We start from the raw sequence: 19,622 nt of genomic DNA, 5'->3' as shown, positions 1-19,622 counted from the left end.
TATTTTAACAAGCGAAGGTGATCAGTTATGTATTACGATTGATATAAAATATGCCATAATCCCCACGTCTTTCGTATTATGAGTTTACCTACATGACCTCTTCGTTCACTTTTAGCCATGAATTTACCTTAAATAAAGCCTACTTTGCTGAGACTTATGACGCTTCAGTCGATAGCAGTGTCAAGCCTAAAGACTTTATTAAGGCAGGATTATTTGCGCTGGCCGGTATCGCTATTTTGCTATTAACTAGCACCGGTGATGAACAACTGGCTAACAAGAATATGTACTATTTAGGCTACTTTTTTGTCGGTTTAGCGGTGGTTGAAGCACTGAGTATAAAGTTTAAACGCACTTGGTGGTTGTGGCGACAAATGATGAGTAAGGCGGCAAATAACCCCGCCACCATTACTATTGACGATGATGGCATTGCCACAAAATCAGCCTATGTAAATCATCAAATCCGTTGGACTGATATGTATCGCATTACTGAATCTGAAAGCGGCTTTTTAATCACTCTGGCCAAAGGCAAAAGCTATTTAAGCAAACAAGGGCTTTCTGAAGCAGCAATGGATTTTATTAGACAAAAAAATTAACTTACAGCAATAAAGTATTTGAATATTTAGTCGGAATTAGCGCAATATAATAACCAAAATAACGCCGACAAAAATAACAAAATAGGATAGTTGTATGAAATACCCACTTACTTTATGTTGTGCAGCAGGACTGCTAATGGCCTCAAATACGAGCCATGCGTTACCTGTTGCACCTGAAAAAGATATTGCTCTGCTTAAATCTGCCTGCTTACAAATAGCACAAGAAGATTTACTGCCGCAGAATGAAGTGAGTACTTTTTTGCTTGACTGTGTGAATGATCAACTCACTGAACGAGGCTATCAAAGAATCGAGTTTTTAGACGGTATCCCAGCATTTGAAGAAACAGACGTTCCCTCTGAATCAGAAAAATCTTTGATTGAAGCGCTAGAAGAGTCTCCTCGCCAGCCTTAATGTTGCAAGATTAGGCTTGAATTGACAACCTATTCTGACCAATAACCCGAAGTAAAACACTAACGGGCTTTATCTAATGCTGCACATAAGGCGTTGACGCCGAGTAAAGCTCGTGGAGAGGCTCGGTGTAATAAATCCGCATTAAGCTGATAAATATGTTTATTCTTTACCGCCGGTAGTTCTGGCCATTGTTGCCAGTTAACACCTAATATATTGCCCTCATCTAAGCTTTGTAAAATCACCTCAGGTTGCTTAACCAACACATTTTCAATACTCACTTGCGGGTATTCACTGTCGGCATCTAAAAATACATTCTGCCCATTGCAGGCACTAATAATATGTTCAATCCAACTGCCATCTGAAACGGTCATTAAGGGTGTTGACCAAAGTTGATAAAACACCTCCACGGCGGGCTTAGCATGATTATCTTTTCTTATCATTGCAAGTTGGTCACGGTATTGCTTAGCAACACCATTAGCTTGTTGAGCATACCCCGTCAACTCGCCTAGTTTTTCTAACTCGGTAGCCACATCATCTAACGACTTAGGATCGCTATTAAAAACCTTAAACCCTAAAGATTGAATTTGGGCAATGTCCTCCGCCTTATTACCACTTTTCCACACCACGACTAAATCAGGATTAAGCTCTATTACTCGCTCCATTTGAACACCGTAATAACCACCAATTCTTGGGATATTTTTAGCGGCATCGGGGTAGTCTGCATGATCCGTTGTTGCCACAATATGCTGGCCAGCACCGATGGCATATAGACTTTCTACACTATGCGGTGACAAGGCTATAATTTTAAAATTTGCTCGAGGTAGCGAAGTGTTATTTAACGTTGATGGCAGTTCCTCTGCCATCAGCAATTTCCCCCCGCTAAGCACACTGACAATAACTAGAAACATGAAACGTATTTGGCTAAACAAGGGCATTCCTTTTTGTTAAATAAAATCAATAAACTTAAAGCGGTCACTTTACCATTGGTTTATATGGGCGTATTCACGCAAATTATCGAAACAATAACGCACACTCGCTAAATCACCAGATTAAGTTGCCAATAATGTATCAGTTTTCACACTGAGCCACTATCTCAGGACGATAATCAATTAATAAATCCTATTGCATGATTAAGCTGATCTAATTATTGAGAATAACGTATTATTAATGAACCCCGTGTGGCTAAATGCCCCGCCCCATAGTCAACATACATGAAGGTCTAGATGAATAAATCATTAGATAATGCCACAGCCAGTAAAGTCCCTTCTGGCCGTCTGTCTAGACTGACTACATTTGGTGGATTAGCATCAAGGCTAGCGGGCAACATGATTAAAGAAGGTGTTAAGCAATACAGTCGAGGCCAATCTCCCAATCTAAAACAACTGGCAATGACCCCTAATAACATCGCTCAACTAGCCGAAAAGCTTGCAAAATTAAGAGGCGCGGCAATGAAAGTGGGACAAATGTTATCAATGGATGCGGGTGAGCTGCTGCCACCTGAGTTATCTGATGTCCTTGCAAGATTACGTTCAGACGCCAACTTTATGCCCCATAAGCAATTGTTAACTGTACTCAAGCATAATTGGGGGGATAGCTGGCTAGACCATTTTGCTCAATTTGAACTTCGTCCTTTTGCCGCAGCATCTATCGGGCAGGTACATTTAGCGTACTTAGATACCGGAGAAAAGTTAGCCGTAAAAATTCAATATCCAGGGATCAAAAATAGTATCGACAGCGATATTGATAACGTTGCATTGCTACTAAAAATGTCTGGGCTGATTCCAGATAATGTCAAACTGGACAATCTGTTAGCTCAAGCCAAAAAGCAACTCCATCATGAGGCTGACTATGTTTATGAGGCGCAATTACTGCATCAATATCAACACTGGATTGCCGAACAACCACACTTGGTTGTCCCTAAAGTCTATACCCATTTAAGTAATGACAATATTTTGTGTATGGAATATTTGGCAGGCCAACCAATAGAGTCTGTCGCCCTGTTGCCACAAGCCGATCGTGATTTTGTGGCGACGGAACTTTTACGGTTATTTTTAGATGAATTATTGACTTACAAACTGGTTCAAACTGATCCCAATTACGGTAATTTTCTATATCAAGCTGACCACAAGCGTATTGTGCTATTGGATTTCGGTGCCACCCGTGCCATTTCCAATAACATGTCTGCTGGCTACAAGGCTTTAATGAACGCTGCACAGCAAAATGATCGCGCTCAAATTATTAATGCCGCTGAAAAAATAGGCTTTTTTCAAGATAACATATCCCCTACACAACAAGCCGCAATTGCTGACATATTCATGTTAGCTTGTGAACCCCTTAGGTATAACGGAGCGTATGATTTTGCCGCAAGTCAACTCGCTAAAAGAGTCACTCAAGCAGCTAAAGTAATGAGTACACAACAGGAGCATTGGCATACTCCACCAATGGATGCCATTTTTGTACACCGTAAGTTGGCAGGTATTTATTTACTCGCAGCAAAGTTGAATGCCAAAGTTGATGTGACGGCATTGTTTACCGACCATCAAGATCATTAGCATCAATTAGCCTCTATCCAAATATGTTGCCGGTAATCGTGGTGCATTCATCAAGGTTAGTTATAATAACTGTCACACTTACATTTTAGGCTTATAAATGAACGGTAAAATCACCCACAACCTAATGGCTGGCTTAATATTTTTAAGTTTCATTCTATTTAGCAGTACCATCATGGCTGCAGAAGATATTACGCCAACCGTTCATCAACATTCACATGAAAGTGAGCGTCAACAAGGCGAGTTAGTTATGTCAAAACTGGCTGACAATGTTTATTTGCATCAATCTTACATGAATGTGGGTAATTTCGGTTTAGTCGAATCTAACGGCTTAGTGGTTGTTCAAAATAAGCAAGCTTATATTGTCGATACTCCTTGGACCGACACCGATACTGCTCAACTATTAGATTGGATTAACCAACAAGGCTTTGAAGCGATTGCCAGTATTTCAACCCATTCCCATCAAGACCGTACTGGGGGAATAGGTTATTTAAATCAACATGGAGTCAAAACCGTCGTTTCAGAAACCACTCAGCATATTTTAATATTAGCCGATTTGAAAGCCGCTCAAGAAACGTTCGATACTCATGAATATTCATTAGTACCAGGACTTGTTGAGGTATTTGATATTGGTGCAGGTCATACCCGCGATAATTTAGTTGTATGGTTACCACAACAGAAAATTCTTTTTGGCGGCTGTTTGGTGAAATCATTAGAGACCAAGACTATGGGCTATACAGTAGAGTCTGACATGCAGGCTTGGCCGCTAACAGTTAAACAAGTTATGCATCAATTTTCGGATGCTGAAATGGTGGTACCTGGCCATGGCAAGGTTGGAGATATGTCGCTACTCAACCACACTATCGAACTGATTGAGCAGCATCAAAATCAGCAACAACATTAATGTTCGACAGCTAATGTTTAGTTGTTAAACACCCACACAAAATGAGTGTTTTACTCTCATACAAGGAGCGTTAACATGTTTAGTCACATCATGATTGGTGTCAATGATATAGAAAAATCAAAAACGTTTTATGATGCTATTTTAGGAGCTTTAGGTCATGCTCCGGGCAAAGTTGATGATAAGGGTCGCTGCTTTTATTTCACACCAACAGGTATTTTTGCATTATCAAAACCCATTAATGGTGAGCCAGCAACCCACGGTAATGGCACAACAATCGGCTTTCATGCAGAGTCACCTGAATTAGCAGATACTTGGCATGCTGTTGGAGCTGAAAGTGGCGGAACACCTTGCGAAGATGCTCCCGGAATTCGTAAAGGACCGGGGTTCGATTTATACCTTGCTTACCTTCGAGATCCAGATGGCAATAAACTGTGTGCACTACACAGAATATCCCACGACAAATAAAGTCTATACTCCAAGTATTGAACTCTTGATACTCTCAACATTGAATGCCATCAAAACCGTAAAAAGTACCTCACACAGTCACCCTCGATATTCTATCGAGGGTCAACCTTTCTTCAAAACTCCACAAAGATTTTAACTCCCAAATCATTGCTAAAATGGCAGTTTTGGTTGTCAAATCATAGATTAACTAGCTAGCATTATCGGTAATTGAGCATTTGCGCCCCACTCGGCCCATGAACCATCATAAAGCTTATTTCTCGTATGCTCGGCTTCTTTAGAGGCCAAAATTAATATACAAGCAGTAATTCCAGAACCACAGCTAAAAATTCGTTGCTGTTCTTCTGCTGATGTCGTCGTTTCAAATAGCGGCTTTAGTTGTTCACGTGACTTGAGTTTAAAACCATTTAGCACTTGCAAAAAAGGCACATTAATTGACTTGGGTATGTGTCCACTTCTAACGCCAGCTCTTGGCTCTCTTGCTGAACCATTGAAACGAGCTACGCCTCGTGCATCAAAAATACTAATAGATTTTTTATTGATACTTTCAGCTACCTCAATCACATCTGCTATTAAATTCGACTGCTTATGACCAACAATATTGCCTCTTTTACTGGGTGAAGCAAATTCATTAGCTACAGGTAAGTTTTCAGCCATCCACTGGGGCAATCCACCGTCTAATACAAATACATTCTCAAACCCCATCACCTTAAACGTCCACCAAGCTCTGGGAGCAGAATAAATCCCTTGGTCATCGTAAATCACCACTATACTATCGTGATCAATACCTAAATTTTGTGCCGCTACGGTAAATTGGGCTTCTGTTGGCATTGCATGACTCATGGCACTTTGAAGATCAAAAAAGCTTTCTTCTAAACTCATATTTAACGCATTAGGAATACAATGAACACCATCATAAATGATAGGTTCTTTACCCAAAACCGTGTTCATACTGGCATCTAATAGCACAACATTTTCATCTTCTAAATGCTCGACTAACCATGCTGTTGAAACTAATTCACTGGTCATGAATCCTCCTTACCAGACGGACGAAAGTAATACCGCTGAGTTAACCAAGTTAAAAAACTAAAAAAGCTAATACCCGCAGCATCAGCCCATAAATCTGCTAAATCAAAGGTGCGAGTTGCAATAAAAGCTTGGCTACCTTCTTCAATTAATACAAATAGCGACACCGTAATAGTGCCCCAATAAAATGATTGAGTGCCACAATTTATCGTTTTGAATTTTAAGGCAATGTTAGCAAGGTAAGTGAGGGTGCCAAATAACAAGAAGTGACCAATTTTGTCGCCATAAGGAAGGTGTTTAATTAACTCAAAAAACACACTTTGCCCCCCTGTATTGGCTAAATAAATAATCCACAGTATAAAACTTAAAAAGCTTACTGCGATAACAGAAGAGAACAAGCGGATATTTGATTTCACCAAACAGCACATCCAGCGTGATTACAACAATTTACTTTAGAATAGCCATAATAAGCTTAAAGGTAAAATTAAAAAGCCCTAAGAGATTAATCTTAGGGCTTTAGGCAAATACTTTGTGTTATCGGATTAGAAGCACACTAAAGGGCAATCCAAGTCGCTTTAATTTCAGTATACTTATCAAAAGCATGTAAAGATTTATCACGGCCATTCCCTGACTGTTTATAACCACCAAATGGCGCGGTCATATCACCACCATCATAATGGTTAATCCACACCATACCGCTTCTTAATGCTTTAGCCGTTTTGTGGGCTTTAGATAAATTAGAAGTCCACACCCCAGCCGCTAAGCCATAAATGGTGTCGTTAGCAATTTCAATGGCTTGCTCCATACCGTCAAACTCGATAACAGATAATACTGGGCCAAAAATTTCTTCGCTGGCAATGGTCATTTTGTTATTCACGTCTGAAAAAATAGTCGGTTGCACAAATGCCCCTCCCGTTTCTTCCATAACGCGCTCGCCACCTTGAACCAGTGTTGCCCCTTCATCTGAACCAGCTTTAATGTAATCTAATACATTTTCTAATTGACGCTCATCGACCATTGCGCCCGTTACCGTGTCAGGGTCAAGCGGATGCCCCGGCTGCCATGACTTTAACTCTTGAGCAATAAGCTGAATTAACTCATCTTTAACGCCCGACTCTACTAATAAACGCGAACCTGCGGTGCAGACTTCGCCTTGGTTAAATGCAATCGCCGATGCAGCTGCAATTGCTGCTGCTTTTAAACAAGGCGCGTCATTAAAGACGATGTTAGGGCTCTTACCCCCCGCCTCTAGCCACACTCGTTTCATGTTTGATTGACCAGCATAAACCATTAATTGTTTGGCAATTTTAGTTGAGCCTGTAAACACCAATGTATCGACATCCATATGCAATGCTAGTGCAGCACCTACGGCATCACCAAAACCTGGAAGTACGTTTAATACCCCTGGTGGAATACCGGCATCAAGTGCAATTTGTGCCATTCTAATGGCAGTAAGTGGCGACTTTTCAGAGGGTTTCAACACCACGCTATTGCCTGTAGCTAGCGCTGGGCCTAATTTCCAACATGCCATGATCATTGGGAAGTTCCACGGCACAATGGCCGCCACAACACCCACTGGCTCGCGAGTGATCATGCCTATTTCGTCATGGGCGGTTGGCGCAACTTCATCGTAAATTTTATCAATAGCTTCGCCAGACCATCTAATGGCTCTAGCGGCACCGGCAACGTCTACCGCTTTAGCAAACTTAATAGGCTTACCCATGTCTAAGGTTTCTAGCAAGGCTAGCTCATCAGCATGTTGTTCTAATAAGTCAGCAAAACGAATCATCACTTGTTTACGTTTTACTGGGGGAAGCTGCGACCATGTTCCTTGTTCAAAAACCGCTTTGGCATTGGCAACGGCTTTATTGGCATCAAGGTAATCACAACTTGCGACTTGTGCAAGCAACCTACCGTCAATAGGGCTTATACAATCAAATGTGTCACCAGATTCTGCAGGTTGATATTGACCATTAATCATTGCTTGACCATTAATGGTAATTGATTCAGCGAGTTGTTCCCATTCGCTTCGGCTTGTTGGAGAGCTCATTGCTACCTCGACATCCTATATATACAAATTTAAAGGCTAACATTAACCTTTAAACGTCCTGTGTTTATTAACCATGTAATATGCTAGTTTTAAACAAGATTACCTCAAGTTCAACCTAACAATAAACTTGTCATACAAGCTAAGCCTTACTTGCATAAATTTCAATATATTTTACAAAAATGTCCAATTTACTTTAATTTTTTATCAAAACCTCTTCCATGTTAATTATTTTTGATATAGCGTAGCAAATATCAATCACCCATAGCGCAATTATTGCACATTGATTCAAGCTATAAATTGAATTTTTGCTAGCTTGATTAACAAGGATTTGGCCATGCTAGAAACGCAACAAACCCCATCGCCTAACTTGGGCAATTACTGGATGCCTTTTACGGCTAACAAACAATTTAAAGCGAACCCAAGATTGCTAACCCAAGCAGAAGGAATGTATTACACCGATGACAAAGGCCAACCTGTGCTTGATGCAACAGCTGGCTTATGGTGCTGTAACGCTGGACATGGGCGGAGTGAAATATCCCAAGCAGTAAGCCAACAAATTGCACACATGGACTATGCACCTTCATTTCAACTTGGCCACCCTATTGCGTTTGAACTGGCCAATAAACTGGCTCAAATCAGCCCAGAAGGCCTTGATAAAGTTTTTTTTACTAACTCAGGTTCTGAGTCGGTAGATACCGCATTAAAAATGGCCTTGTGTTATCATCGTGCTAATGGTCAGCCTTCTCGTACTCGTTTTATCGGTCGTGAGCTGGGGTATCATGGTGTGGGTTTTGGTGGCATATCCGTTGGCGGTATTGGTAATAACCGTAAAACATTTAGTGGCCAACTGTTACAAGGAGTTGATCACCTACCCCATACTTTAGATATTGAAAAAAATGCCTTTACCAGAGGACTTCCAAAAGAAGGAATTGAAAAAGCAGAAGCACTAGAGCAACTCATTACTCTCCATGGGGCAGAAAACATTGCCGCCGTTATTGTTGAACCCATGTCTGGCTCTGCAGGAGTTATTTTACCGCCAGAAGGCTATCTTGCTCGACTACGTGAAATCACTAAAAAGCATGGCATATTGTTAATTTTTGATGAAGTGATCACCGGTTTTGGGCGATTAGGCAGTGCATTTGCCAGTAATTTTTGGCAGGTTACCCCAGATATCATCACCACGGCAAAAGCCATTAATAATGGCGCTATTCCAATGGGTGCCGTATTTGTGAGTAATCATATTCATGATACCTGCATGCAAGGCCCTGAAAACATGATTGAGTTTTTTCATGGATATACTTATTCAGGCCACCCTGTTGCCGCCGCATCAGCGCTCGCGACATTAAACATTTACCAAAATGAACAATTATTCGAGCGTGCAAGTTCTTTAAGCCAATATTTTGAAGATGCCGTCCACAGCCTCAAAGGTTTACCCAATATTATTGATATCCGAAACATCGGCTTAGTCGCAGGTATTCAATTTGCGCCAAGTAAAGAGGGCGTGGGTAAGCGAGGATACGAAATTTTTGATCGCTGCTTTAGGCAAGGCACCTTAATCCGAGCAACAGGCGACATTTTGGCATTATCACCACCTCTTATTGTCGAAAAGTCTCAAATAGACGACATGATAAACAGCTTATCTGATGCGATTTGCAGCGTAGGCTAACCCCAAAAATCCATTTATTAATTTTATTGCAAAAGGTTTTATATGCTTAATCTTTCTCACTATATCAATGGCCAGCATACTCAATCTAGCCAACGCCAACACGCCATTTACGAGCCTGCAACCGGTGAGCTTCGCGGCCATGTATCACTTGCTAGTGAAAATGAAGTAAGCCAAGCCATTGACGTTGCTAAAGAGGCTTTTAAAACGTGGTCACAGGTGACACCACTTAATAGAGCAAGAGTGCTATTTAAATTCAAAGCCTTAGTGGAACAGCATATAGACGAATTAGCGCAACTGATCACCCAAGAACACGGCAAAGTATTAGAAGATGCCAAAGGCGAGTTAATTAGAGGGCTTGAAGTGGTTGAATTCGCCTGTGGCATTCCCCACTTATTAAAAGGCGAACACACCCAACAAGTCGGCGGTGGAGTTGATGCTTGGTCTGTTAATCAACCATTAGGAGTTGTAGCAGGAATCGCACCGTTTAATTTTCCGGTAATGGTGCCAATGTGGATGTTCCCTATTGCCATTGCATGTGGCAACACCTTCATTATGAAACCGTCTGAAAAAGACCCTAGCTCAGTATTACGCATGGCAGAATTACTCACCGAAGCCGGCTTACCTGACGGGGTGTTTAACGTGGTTAATGGTGATAAAGAAGCGGTAGATACCTTATTAACTCATGCAGATATTCAAGCGGTCAGCTTTGTCGGTTCGACTCCTATTGCTGAATATATATACTCCACAGCATCAGCACACGGTAAACGGGTACAAGCTTTAGGCGGCGCTAAAAACCATATGTTACTGATGCCCGATGCTGATTTAGACCAAGCGGTAAAAGCCCTAATGGGTGCTGCATATGGTAGTGCCGGTGAACGTTGTATGGCTATATCTGTGGTATTAGCGGTAGGTGATAGCGGTGATAAACTGATTGATGCACTTTTACCACAAATTAACCAGCTTAAAATTGGCAACGGCCTGACTCCAGATATGGATATGGGGCCATTAGTATCGGCTCAGCATTTACAAAAGGTGCGAGACTTTGTTGATGCAGGTGTAACTGAAGGAGCCACCTTAGTTGCAGATGGTAGAACCCTATCGCTAAAAGACCAACAACAAGGTTATTTTTTAGGGGCCTGTTTATTCGATCATGTCACTCCTGAAATGTCGATTTACCAACAAGAAATTTTTGGCCCAGTACTATCCATTGTGCGAGTTAAAGACTATGCAGAGGCCCTTGAACTGATCAATAAGCATGAGTTTGGTAATGGCACCGCCATTTTCACCCAGAATGGTGAAGCCGCAAGACACTTTTGTCATCATGTTGAAGTGGGCATGGTAGGGGTAAATGTGCCTATTCCAGTCCCTATGGCTTTCCATAGTTTTGGTGGTTGGAAACGCTCTTTATTTGGCCCATTACACATGCATGGGCCTGATGGAGTGCGTTTTTACACTAAACGCAAAGCAATCACCGCAAGATGGCCAAAAGGCACCAGTACAGAATCGGCCTTTATTATGCCAACAATGAAGTAATTGCCTAAATCAATACGATTGATTTAGCTCAAGCTTGTTAACACTTGTGATGCAACTACAGCTTTTTTTCATCACAAACAACAATTTGTAACAGGCTTGGGCTTGAAAATTTCATAAAAGAGACAACAATAGTATTAGCTTTATAAAACTTTTGATTGACGTTGTACGTGTTCAACCGCCAAGGAGTATGACCAAATAGCCATTTGGTTAAGTTGGCAAAACCCTGACCTACATCAGGGAAATATAATTATAATTGGAGATATATCGTGACAAAAACATTCAAAAAAACAAGACTCGCACTGCTAACTGGCTTAACACTATCTGCATCATTGTTATCTAGCGCTGCATTTGCAGAATTTTCAGGGGAAGTCTCACTTACCAATGACTATCGCTTTCGTGGTGTGTCACAAACCGCTGGTGATGTAGCATTACAGGCCGGAGTTGATTGGAGCGCTGATAATGGCTTTTTTGTTGGTGCTTGGGGCAGTAACGTCGACTTTGATGAAGAAGGTTATGAAGGTCCTGAGCTTGAAATTGATGTTTATGTTGGCTACTGGGGTGAAATAAGTGATGACGCAAGTTGGGATGTGACCCTATACCGTTATAACTACCCTGGTGATAGCGACTTAGACTACTTAGAAGCCTCTGTCGGTTTTGACTTTTATGGCGCTAGAGCCGCTTATTGGTACACCAATGATTATAGTGGCACCGACCTAGACCTTCATTATGTTGACCTAAACTATAGCTGGGGATTCGCTGAAAACTGGAGCCTAGATTTCCATTACGGTTATAACTTTGGTGATGCGTTAGATGATGGTGAAGGTTTTGATAGCTATTCAGACTACTCAGTCGGCATCTCTACCGAATTCAACGGATTTGGCATTTCTCTGGCTTATTTAGATACCGATTTAAGCGGTGACCAAGAAGTTGAAGACGGTGTTTACAAAACTAAAGCAACGGCGTTACTCGCGCTAAGTTACAGCTTTTAATCAATAACCGTTAATATTAGCTCTTTAAAACGATACTAATAACATGCTATCAAGGCCTGAGTAGAACACTCAGGCCTTGATATATTTAACTTGAATTAAAACACTCGCCTTAACAACGTTGTAAACAGCTCATTTGTGTTTAAACTAACAATACCTGAGCAATGAATAACTCCATTTCAACAAGGCGTTATATGATAAGACCTTACCTTACTCCGTGTTTATTATTGTTGGCCACAATGAGCCTAAGTGGCTGCATTAGTTGGGTAACCCCAAACGTTGAATCTAGCATTACAGACCTTAAAGACGGCGAATATAAACTCGACCCTAACCATGCGGCATTAATTTTCAAAATTGAGCATCTAGGGCTTTCAACCTATGTGGGGCAATTTAATCAATTTGATGCCAGCTTGAATTTCTCACCCAAGAATATGACTGATGCGAAATTAGAAGCGATTGTTGAAATCAACTCAATTGATGTCAATAATTCTAAGCTTGAAAAAACGCTGCAAAATACCACCTGGTTTAATAGTGAGCAATTCCCCCAAGCCCACTTTATTAGTGAAACCGTTACCCCCATCTCCGAAAACCAATTTAACTTTAATGGCCAACTTACGCTAAGAGGCGTAACTAAGCCTGTTACCTTTAGTGCCACATTTCATGGCGGTGCAGACAACTGGATGACCGGAAAATACACCTTAGGTTTTAGTGCAAAAGGTAAAATAAACCGTTCCGACTTTGAAATGAGCAGCTATATTCCTATGGTAGGCGATGAAATTGAATTAGAGATTTACGCGGAGTTTTTAAAACAATGAGCTTATTAACTTGGCTACCTGTTATCACTTTATTAATTTTTGTCGCCCTAGGGTACTTGGTGTTCAATATTAATGCTTATATTTTGATGACATTACTAGGCATTAACCTCATAAGCTATGCCGTAACCGCTTATGACAAATACATTGCGGTAAACAACGCAAAAACCGGTAAAACCAAACAACGTATTAGCGAACAAACCTTATATATATTTGCCTTACTAGGTGGCTGGCCAGCCGCAGTGATAGCCCAACAACAGTTTAGGCATAAAACCCAAAAAACACGCTTTAAAGTATGGTTTTGGCTCAGCAGCCTCACCAACCTTATTGCAGGTTCCAGCATCCTCTATTTTGTTATTTCATCCTCAAGTTAATGTGCTGGGCCTGCGCCACTAAACAGCACTGCAAACTAGTGTTAAACTTACCCTTTATTTTTATTTTAAGAGAGACTTGTCCATGCGCATGGTACTTGCTGTAGCCGTAATTGCTTTAGTGATTTTTTATTTTTTCAATCAAATGAACAACCAAAAAGCTGCCAAAGAGAATATTGAAAAAGGGAACCAGTTTTTAGCCGAAAATGCCAAACGTGAAGAAGTAGTACAAACCTTATCTGGCTTACAATACGAAGTGCTTTCTAAAGGGGAAAATACCGAGCACCCTAGTGCCAAAAGTAGTGTCACGGTTCATTATCATGGCACCTTAATTGATGGCACTGTTTTCGATAGTTCAGTCGAGCGTGGGCAAACTATTTCATTCGGGCTTAACCAAGTCATTCCTGGCTGGACAGAAGGCCTACAATTAATGAGCGTAGGTGATAAATTTCGCTTTTATATTCCCAGTCAATTAGCTTATGGCAACCGCAGCACAGGTAAAATTCAAGGCGGATCTGTACTGATTTTTGATGTTGAGTTATTTGAAATTAACTAACTTAAGTCATGCTCGAAAAAAACGCCTAAATAGGCGTTTTTTTGTAACTCATCAAAAGGGTTATGCAATGACATAGGGCGAGTTTTTAGCTTTTTGGCTATATCGCTGCTGAAATTTATACGCACTCATTTTTAAGGTTTTAACTGCATCAATCCAACCAACAACCATTGGCACTAGAGTCCAGCAGAAGCACAAGTAAAGACAACCTTTTAGGTGCTGACCTAAGTAAAACTTATGTAATCCCACTCCACCGAACATAAACCCAAATAGCACGGCTAACTTTTGGTTTTTAATTTTAATATTGGGATCAACACCAGCTAACGCCTCTAAACCTTGAATGGTTTGGCATTGTGAGCACACTTCATTGGACACATTTATAGTATGGCTGCATTGCGAACAAAACACGGTTTTCATAGCAAACTCCAACAGTCATTATTAATAACCGCATTATGCGTACAAGTGTTAGCTGAAAGACAGGTGTAGAGTTCACAAAACAGAAATTTAATCTATAACTTGAGCTTTAATCCACCTGATTGATTAAGCTTTTGCTGTTAAAGCAATGGTGTCGAACTTAATACCTTGCCAGCCATGTTGCATAAACTGACGAATATTTTGATGGTCGCTACCGCGAGGGTTAGCAACAACATCACGATAATGTTGACCAAATAAGTTTAGCGTCGCTTGCTCTGACAAATTATGTATTTTTGCGAATGAAAACACCTTACAAGAGCCGCCATTTTCACCCGCCTGGTTAACGACTTCACCATTTGTAAAAGTGCTTGGCACATAGTCGTAATAAGCATCAAATACGGCTAATGAGGTATCAAATTGCTCAACAGAGCCATTATCAAGTGATTGGATAAATTCGTTTAAAGAAAGAGACATAGTAACAATCTAATGGGTTAGTTCAACGTGTTGATAACCATAAAGATTGCTTTGGTAAAGATCAACATTTTACTGACCTGAAGTCATTTTCCATCTTTACATAAAAAAACCAACTTACCCTCAATACGGCAAGTTGGTTTATGTTTACGAGCACTAGACCCTTATCTACTTTTTAAATGGCACTGGTCTTGGCGTGTTTTCATTAGATGGCGGCAGAATAGGCAACATAATTTGGGGTTGCTCACCCGTTAGGCTCTTCAAAAACTCAACCATTTGTTCGGTTTCTGTTTCAGTGAGCTTTTGACCCAACTGAATATCAGCCATAGTATTAGCCGCTTCAGCTAACGACCATACACTGCCGTCATGGAAATATGGATAGGTGAGTTCAATATTGCGTAAAGTAGGCACTTTAAATACAAATTTGTCGGCCTCTTTACCCGTAACCGCTTTACGGCCTTCTGCCGGGTTGTCGGTGTGGAATGGCTTAACTAAACCCATTTTCATGTACATAGTACCGCCAACAGCTGGGCCATTATGACAACTGACACAACCTTTATCTTTGAATAGTTGATAACCTTGCTTAGCGTTGGCACTAATAGCGTCTTTATCACCGCTTAGGTACTGATCAAACGGGCTATTAGGCGTAACTAAGGTTTTTTCAAAGGTCGCAATGGCATCGGTAATACGGTCAATATTAACTTCGTCTGAACCGTAAATGTCTTTAAAACGGGCAACATATGCAGGCATTGAAGCGATGGTATCTACCGCTAATTCATGGGTATAGCCCATCTCCTTAGGGTTATCAATAGGGCCAGCGGCTTGCGCTTTTAAGTCTGGCGCTCGTCCATCCCAAAATTGAGCCAGCATATAATCAGCATTTAATACGGTAGGAGAATTAATTGGCCCTTCTTGCCACTCATGGCCAATTGAGGTGGGTAGTGCATCCACGCCTCCTAAGGATAAATTGTGGCATGAATTACATGAAATAAACCCAGACATAGATAAACGTGGTTCAAAGAACAACATTTTACCCAACTCAACTTTTTCAGGTTCAGTAATCACTGCGGGTTTAATAATTTCAATGGGTTCTTCTGCCTTAGCAGTGGCTGTTAACATTACCGATGCAATCAGTAACGATAGGGTAGATATTTTTGCAATCATAGTGCTCAATTAACCTTGTTATTTGTATGGATTAATAGGCATGTTACTGATTTTAAAACGTTTGACTAGGGTTAAAAATCGATTGCGACTATCGTGGTTTTAGATGACGTTTATGATACCTAAGTCACTGTATTTTTTATTTAAAATGCTAGGTTATCGATAAAAGTAATTACAGTAAAATGAACTATTCGAGTAAAACAATAACCTCTTAGCTTAACATCAACATATCTACTATATATTAAACAGATGTAACGCTGACTTAGCGCGATTCAGGACTAAATCAATCTTAAAAAACAGTAAAAAAGCCTGCAAAAAGCAGGCTTAATCGATAACGCACGTCAATTGATTAAGATTTTTCAGATTGTTTTTGGCGTTTATAGGCTTTGGCTGAAGCCGGAACCGGACTGGTTATTCCTGTTTCTAACCACTTTTTCAATCGATTCGCATCAGCCATATGGGTATATTTACCAAACGCATCAAGTACGACAAATGCCACCTCACGTTTATCCATTTCTGTTAGCATTATCAAACAATGACCGGCCTTACTGGTGTATCCAGTTTTAGACAAACTAATATTCCAATTATCTTTAAAAACCAGTTTGTTGGTATTATGAAAATCCAGCTTATAGCGTGGCTTGCTAAAAATAATATGCTTTTTTTCTTTGGCACTCAGCTCACCTAACACAGGATAATCTTGACTAGCTTTTAACAAGGTAATTAAGTCTTTGGCGCTGGAAACGTTTTGCTCAGACAATCCTGTAGGCTCTGCATAATAGGTTTGCGTCATTCCAAGGGCTTTGGCTTTCGCATTCATAGCGGCAACAAAGGCAAAGTAACCACCTGGGTAATGATGAGCTAAAGAGGTTGCCGCGCGGTTTTCTGATGACATCAAGGTCATCAACATCATGTTTCGGCGAGTCACTTCACTGCCTATGCGAATACGAGAATGAACATTCCGCATAATGGCGGCATCACTCACATCAACCGTAATTCGCTCATCTAAAGGCTGTTTGGCATCTAACACAACCATGGCTGTCATCAATTTAGTGACTGAAGCGATAGGCACTTGTTGGTCAATATTGGTGGCATATAACACTTCATCAGTGTTTAAATCGACTAACATTGCGCTGCCAGAAGCAAGCTCTTGAATTTTTTTGGTCTCGGCATTAGCCGAAAAAGAATAACAACTTGAGCCGACTACAACTGCGGCAATAAAAAGTGGAGCAAGAATATTTTTTAATAGCATAATCAATAAAAATAAATAAATTTCGACTCTGTAGCCCTAAAGTATACGTCAAAACCGATCATTTCAATGAACTTAGCTCATAATAAAGACTGACTAAAGTAAGAATAGTCCTAATTTTTAGATCACTTCTTACCTATATAAGCCTTAATATTGGCTCGCGACCCATCATGATATTGAATCATTACACGACAACAAATACCGTGGAAAACCATGGTTATGGGTTATTCTTCAACCAAAACTTAATAAGTTTGATAAGCTTAAAGTCAATTGCATTGATGCATTTCATCAAACGGATATTCTTATGGCATTCTCTTTTAATAACTTGTTAGCAAGATCGCAGTCGTTAATAAGTAAGTTAACCCAGCCACCGCAAGTCAATGATGACGATAATCAAATCGATCAATTGTCGCTGAAAGCGATTGCGCAAACGTATCGACAACATGGACAAAGAGCTCAGCTTCAAGCGGTGAGCGCTTCGGTTACTTCTGAACATGTGATGATGCCGATTGGACGAGAAGATGCGCTTGAAGATATTCAACGGGCTATTAGCCAATGGCAAAACAATGTAGGAGAACTCAATGCTATTGTGGGGCCATTTGCCAGTGGATTAAGCACATTAATGCAAGCGGTTTACCTTCAAAATCAGAACAATCATACATTGCTTTGGTTAAGCTTTTACCATGCGCCGCTGTCATCAAAAGAAGCCATCAACCAGCTGTATGCTTGTTTTGGCATTAATGATGAACCTAGCTCTATTACAGAGGCCATACGCCTAATTAATGCACAACCGAGGCAAATAATATTAATTGATGATATCCATAAACTGATGCTAAGACGCATGGGTAACTATCAAGCACTGGTCACTATAGCCACCATTTTAATGGAAACTCGCCAACAGCATTGTTGGATTATTGGGTGTGAAAAGTATGTTTGGCAACGACTTCGCTCGCAATATCAAATCACGCATTTTTTTAAAACCGTTGTGCATATAGATCATTTTTCAGCTACTGAATTACAGCAGTTTTTATGGTCTCAATTGCCTTGTTTGAATATTGCTACCGATATTGAGATAGAAACTGAAACAGAGGTTGAAACCAACACGCCTCCCCCAGAGCAAATAGCATTAGCACAACAAGCTTTACTTGAGCCCCACGCTAAAGTGCTTATGCAAACCAGTTTAGGTCACCCAAAGCTGGCGTTATTTTTATTAAAACAATCAATACTCGCTCAACAAGTTAACCATTTGAGCAAGTTATCTTCAAAAACATTATTAAACCTTGATGCCAGTACCCTTTACCAACTGGATGAAGAGTCATTATTTGCATTAGCAGAAATCTATGTGCATGGTGGATTAACCGTAGAGAACTTGAGTCATATTTTTAATATCTCCATGGAGAAAAGCTCTCTCACGCTGGAGTTTTTAAGCCGCCAAGGGCTCCTTATCACCCAATATTGTGACAGTGACTTTGGCCGTCATTTTTACCAAATCACTCCGGTGATCAGTAATTTAGTGGCGCTACACCTTGTTAATCACAATAAACTTTTTAGTGTTTAGGAGGCTTTGATGGAATCCACCTCAAATGCATTACATGACTTAATCAGTATTATTTCACTGGAGAAAATACTGCTGATTATGATGATATGTGCTTTCGCTTGGGTACTGTTATTTATTATTCAGCTTAGTTTAGGAAAGTTAAAGGTTAAGCTACCTAAATACCGCTTACTGTGGGGTCGCTTATACCCATTTATTCGGTTATTTATTTGGGCTGGGGTCATTATTTACACCACTGTGGGGATTATTGCTCCCCACCAAAATGTCGTTTTAGCCATGATAGGCTCTATTAGTATTGTTATCGGCCTTGCCACTCAAGAGCCCGCTAAAAATATGATTGCTGGGTTTATTATAATGCTCAATCCCCCCTATCGAGTTGGCGATATGGTGACACTAGCAGGACACTATGGTGAAGTAACCAAATTAGAATGGAGTGTCACTTGGCTGCGCACCTTTGACGACAACACTGTGATGATCCCCAACGCAGAAGCGTTAAGTACCGCCATATCCAATGCCAATAGTGGCGCCTTAGATGAAATGGTCGCCATTAGTTTTAATCTGCCCGTAAGTGTTGACCATAAAAAAGCCATGGCACTAGCAAAAGAAGCCACTCAATGCTCACCTTATACCTTTTTAAATAAGCCCATTAATGTCATTTTAGGAACCCACTTTAATTTTGGACAACACTTACAAACCATCACAATTAAAGCCTACGTGATGGACGTCAGATTAGAGAAAAAATTTATCAGCGATATCAACGTCAGAGTATTAGATGCATTTAAAAATGCACAATTTTATGATGCTGAGTAAACGACTTACGTTATAATAAAGCTAATTTATAAGTGACCTATGGAATTG

General features: G+C 40.5%; 21 protein-coding genes. 13 read left to right on the top strand and 8 right to left on the bottom strand.

Annotated elements, in window-relative coordinates; genetic code table 11:
• Positions 1-92: 92 nt before the first annotated feature.
• Both L2672_RS01455 and L2672_RS01450 read left to right on the top strand, forming a co-directional pair.
• Entirely contained in the window at positions 93-593 is a 501-nt protein-coding gene (locus tag L2672_RS01455) for a YcxB family protein (protein ID WP_248994051.1), read from the top strand.
• A 94-nt stretch (positions 594-687) separates the two neighbouring features.
• Positions 688-1,005, top strand: a complete 318-nt coding sequence (locus L2672_RS01450) for a hypothetical protein (RefSeq protein WP_248994050.1) — start codon at positions 688-690, stop codon at positions 1,003-1,005.
• 59 nt (positions 1,006-1,064) lie between these two features.
• Here L2672_RS01450 and L2672_RS01445 read toward each other — a convergent pair whose 3' ends face one another.
• Positions 1,065-1,868, bottom strand: a complete 804-nt coding sequence (locus L2672_RS01445) for a cobalamin-binding protein (protein WP_248994049.1) — start codon at positions 1,866-1,868, stop codon at positions 1,065-1,067.
• Positions 1,869-2,228: 360 nt separating this feature from the next.
• Here L2672_RS01445 and L2672_RS01440 point away from each other — a divergent pair, with 360 nt between their 5' ends.
• The 3 genes from L2672_RS01440 (at position 2,229) to L2672_RS01430 (ending at position 4,923) form a co-directional block, all read left to right on the top strand.
• Positions 2,229-3,557, top strand: coding sequence for an ABC1 kinase family protein (locus L2672_RS01440; RefSeq protein WP_248994048.1), 1,329 nt, complete (start codon positions 2,229-2,231; stop codon positions 3,555-3,557).
• Positions 3,558-3,654: 97 nt separating this feature from the next.
• Positions 3,655-4,458, top strand: a complete 804-nt coding sequence (blaDIM, locus tag L2672_RS01435; RefSeq protein WP_248994047.1) for a DIM/SIM/IMP family subclass B1 metallo-beta-lactamase — start codon at positions 3,655-3,657, stop codon at positions 4,456-4,458.
• Between the two features lie 75 nt (positions 4,459-4,533).
• On the top strand, positions 4,534-4,923 hold the full coding sequence (locus tag L2672_RS01430; RefSeq protein ID WP_248994046.1) for a VOC family protein: 390 nt from the start codon (positions 4,534-4,536) through the stop codon (positions 4,921-4,923).
• Between the two features lie 183 nt (positions 4,924-5,106).
• Here the strand turns inward: L2672_RS01430 and L2672_RS01425 are convergent, their stop codons facing one another.
• The 3 genes from L2672_RS01425 to L2672_RS01415 form a co-directional block, all read right to left on the bottom strand.
• Entirely contained in the window at positions 5,107-5,949 is an 843-nt protein-coding gene (locus tag L2672_RS01425; RefSeq protein WP_248994045.1) for a sulfurtransferase, read from the bottom strand.
• On the bottom strand, positions 5,946-6,362 hold the full coding sequence (locus tag L2672_RS01420) for a VanZ family protein (protein ID WP_248994044.1): 417 nt from the start codon (positions 6,360-6,362) through the stop codon (positions 5,946-5,948). The genes L2672_RS01425 and L2672_RS01420 overlap by 4 nt, the downstream gene beginning before the upstream one ends.
• A 137-nt stretch (positions 6,363-6,499) precedes the next feature.
• Positions 6,500-7,996, bottom strand: coding sequence for an aldehyde dehydrogenase (locus L2672_RS01415; RefSeq protein ID WP_248994043.1), 1,497 nt, complete (start codon positions 7,994-7,996; stop codon positions 6,500-6,502).
• A gap of 334 nt (positions 7,997-8,330) precedes the next feature.
• Between L2672_RS01415 and aptA the strand changes: the two genes are divergently transcribed.
• The 6 genes from aptA to L2672_RS01385 all read left to right on the top strand — a co-directional run bounded on the left by aptA (position 8,331) and on the right by L2672_RS01385 (position 13,920).
• The gene (gene aptA / locus L2672_RS01410) at positions 8,331-9,662 is read left to right on the top strand and encodes an omega-aminotransferase AptA (RefSeq protein ID WP_248994042.1); all 1,332 of its coding nucleotides are present in this window, start codon (positions 8,331-8,333) and stop codon (positions 9,660-9,662) included.
• A 42-nt stretch (positions 9,663-9,704) separates the two neighbouring features.
• Positions 9,705-11,195, top strand: coding sequence for a CoA-acylating methylmalonate-semialdehyde dehydrogenase (locus L2672_RS01405; RefSeq protein ID WP_248994041.1), 1,491 nt, complete (start codon positions 9,705-9,707; stop codon positions 11,193-11,195).
• Between the two features lie 266 nt (positions 11,196-11,461).
• Positions 11,462-12,184, top strand: a complete 723-nt coding sequence (locus tag L2672_RS01400; RefSeq protein WP_248994040.1) for a TorF family putative porin — start codon at positions 11,462-11,464, stop codon at positions 12,182-12,184.
• Positions 12,185-12,375: 191 nt separating this feature from the next.
• Entirely contained in the window at positions 12,376-12,996 is a 621-nt protein-coding gene (locus tag L2672_RS01395) for a YceI family protein (protein ID WP_248994039.1), read from the top strand.
• On the top strand, positions 12,993-13,367 hold the full coding sequence (locus L2672_RS01390; protein ID WP_248994038.1) for a DUF1294 domain-containing protein: 375 nt from the start codon (positions 12,993-12,995) through the stop codon (positions 13,365-13,367). Before L2672_RS01395 ends, L2672_RS01390 begins: the two co-directional genes overlap by 4 nt.
• 82 nt (positions 13,368-13,449) lie before the next feature.
• Positions 13,450-13,920: a BamJ family beta-barrel-assembly machinery protein gene (locus L2672_RS01385; protein WP_248994037.1), complete on the top strand. Its 471-nt coding sequence runs from the start codon at positions 13,450-13,452 to the stop codon at positions 13,918-13,920.
• Between the two features lie 60 nt (positions 13,921-13,980).
• Here the strand turns inward: L2672_RS01385 and L2672_RS01380 are convergent, their stop codons facing one another.
• The 4 genes from L2672_RS01380 to pbpG all read right to left on the bottom strand — a co-directional run bounded on the left by L2672_RS01380 (position 13,981) and on the right by pbpG (position 17,212).
• Positions 13,981-14,334, bottom strand: a complete 354-nt coding sequence (locus L2672_RS01380) for a TM2 domain-containing protein (protein ID WP_248994036.1) — start codon at positions 14,332-14,334, stop codon at positions 13,981-13,983.
• A gap of 123 nt (positions 14,335-14,457) precedes the next feature.
• Positions 14,458-14,805 (bottom strand): HopJ type III effector protein, encoded by a 348-nt coding sequence (locus tag L2672_RS01375; protein ID WP_248994035.1) that lies wholly within the window; start codon positions 14,803-14,805, stop codon positions 14,458-14,460.
• A gap of 165 nt (positions 14,806-14,970) precedes the next feature.
• Complete coding sequence (locus tag L2672_RS01370) at positions 14,971-15,966, bottom strand: cytochrome-c peroxidase (protein WP_275974905.1); 996 nt, start codon at positions 15,964-15,966, stop codon at positions 14,971-14,973.
• Between the two features lie 346 nt (positions 15,967-16,312).
• On the bottom strand, positions 16,313-17,212 hold the full coding sequence (pbpG, locus tag L2672_RS01365) for a D-alanyl-D-alanine endopeptidase (RefSeq protein WP_248994034.1): 900 nt from the start codon (positions 17,210-17,212) through the stop codon (positions 16,313-16,315).
• Positions 17,213-17,513: 301 nt separating this feature from the next.
• Between pbpG and L2672_RS01360 the strand changes: the two genes are divergently transcribed.
• Both L2672_RS01360 and L2672_RS01355 read left to right on the top strand, forming a co-directional pair.
• Positions 17,514-18,767 carry a hypothetical protein gene (locus tag L2672_RS01360; RefSeq protein ID WP_248994033.1) on the top strand — a complete coding sequence of 418 codons (1,254 nt, stop codon included), beginning with the start codon at positions 17,514-17,516 and terminating at the stop codon, positions 18,765-18,767.
• 9 nt (positions 18,768-18,776) lie between these two features.
• The gene (locus L2672_RS01355) at positions 18,777-19,574 is read left to right on the top strand and encodes a mechanosensitive ion channel family protein (RefSeq protein WP_248994032.1); all 798 of its coding nucleotides are present in this window, start codon (positions 18,777-18,779) and stop codon (positions 19,572-19,574) included.
• The last annotated feature ends 48 nt before the right edge of the window (positions 19,575-19,622 follow it).

Origin of the sequence: Shewanella gaetbuli, from assembly GCF_023284065.1 — a bacterium.
In the GTDB taxonomy this organism is placed as follows: Bacteria; Pseudomonadota; Gammaproteobacteria; order Enterobacterales; family Shewanellaceae; genus Shewanella; species Shewanella gaetbuli.
Note: the sequence above shows the minus strand (reverse complement) of the source record. Positions and strands in the feature narration are given on the sequence as shown.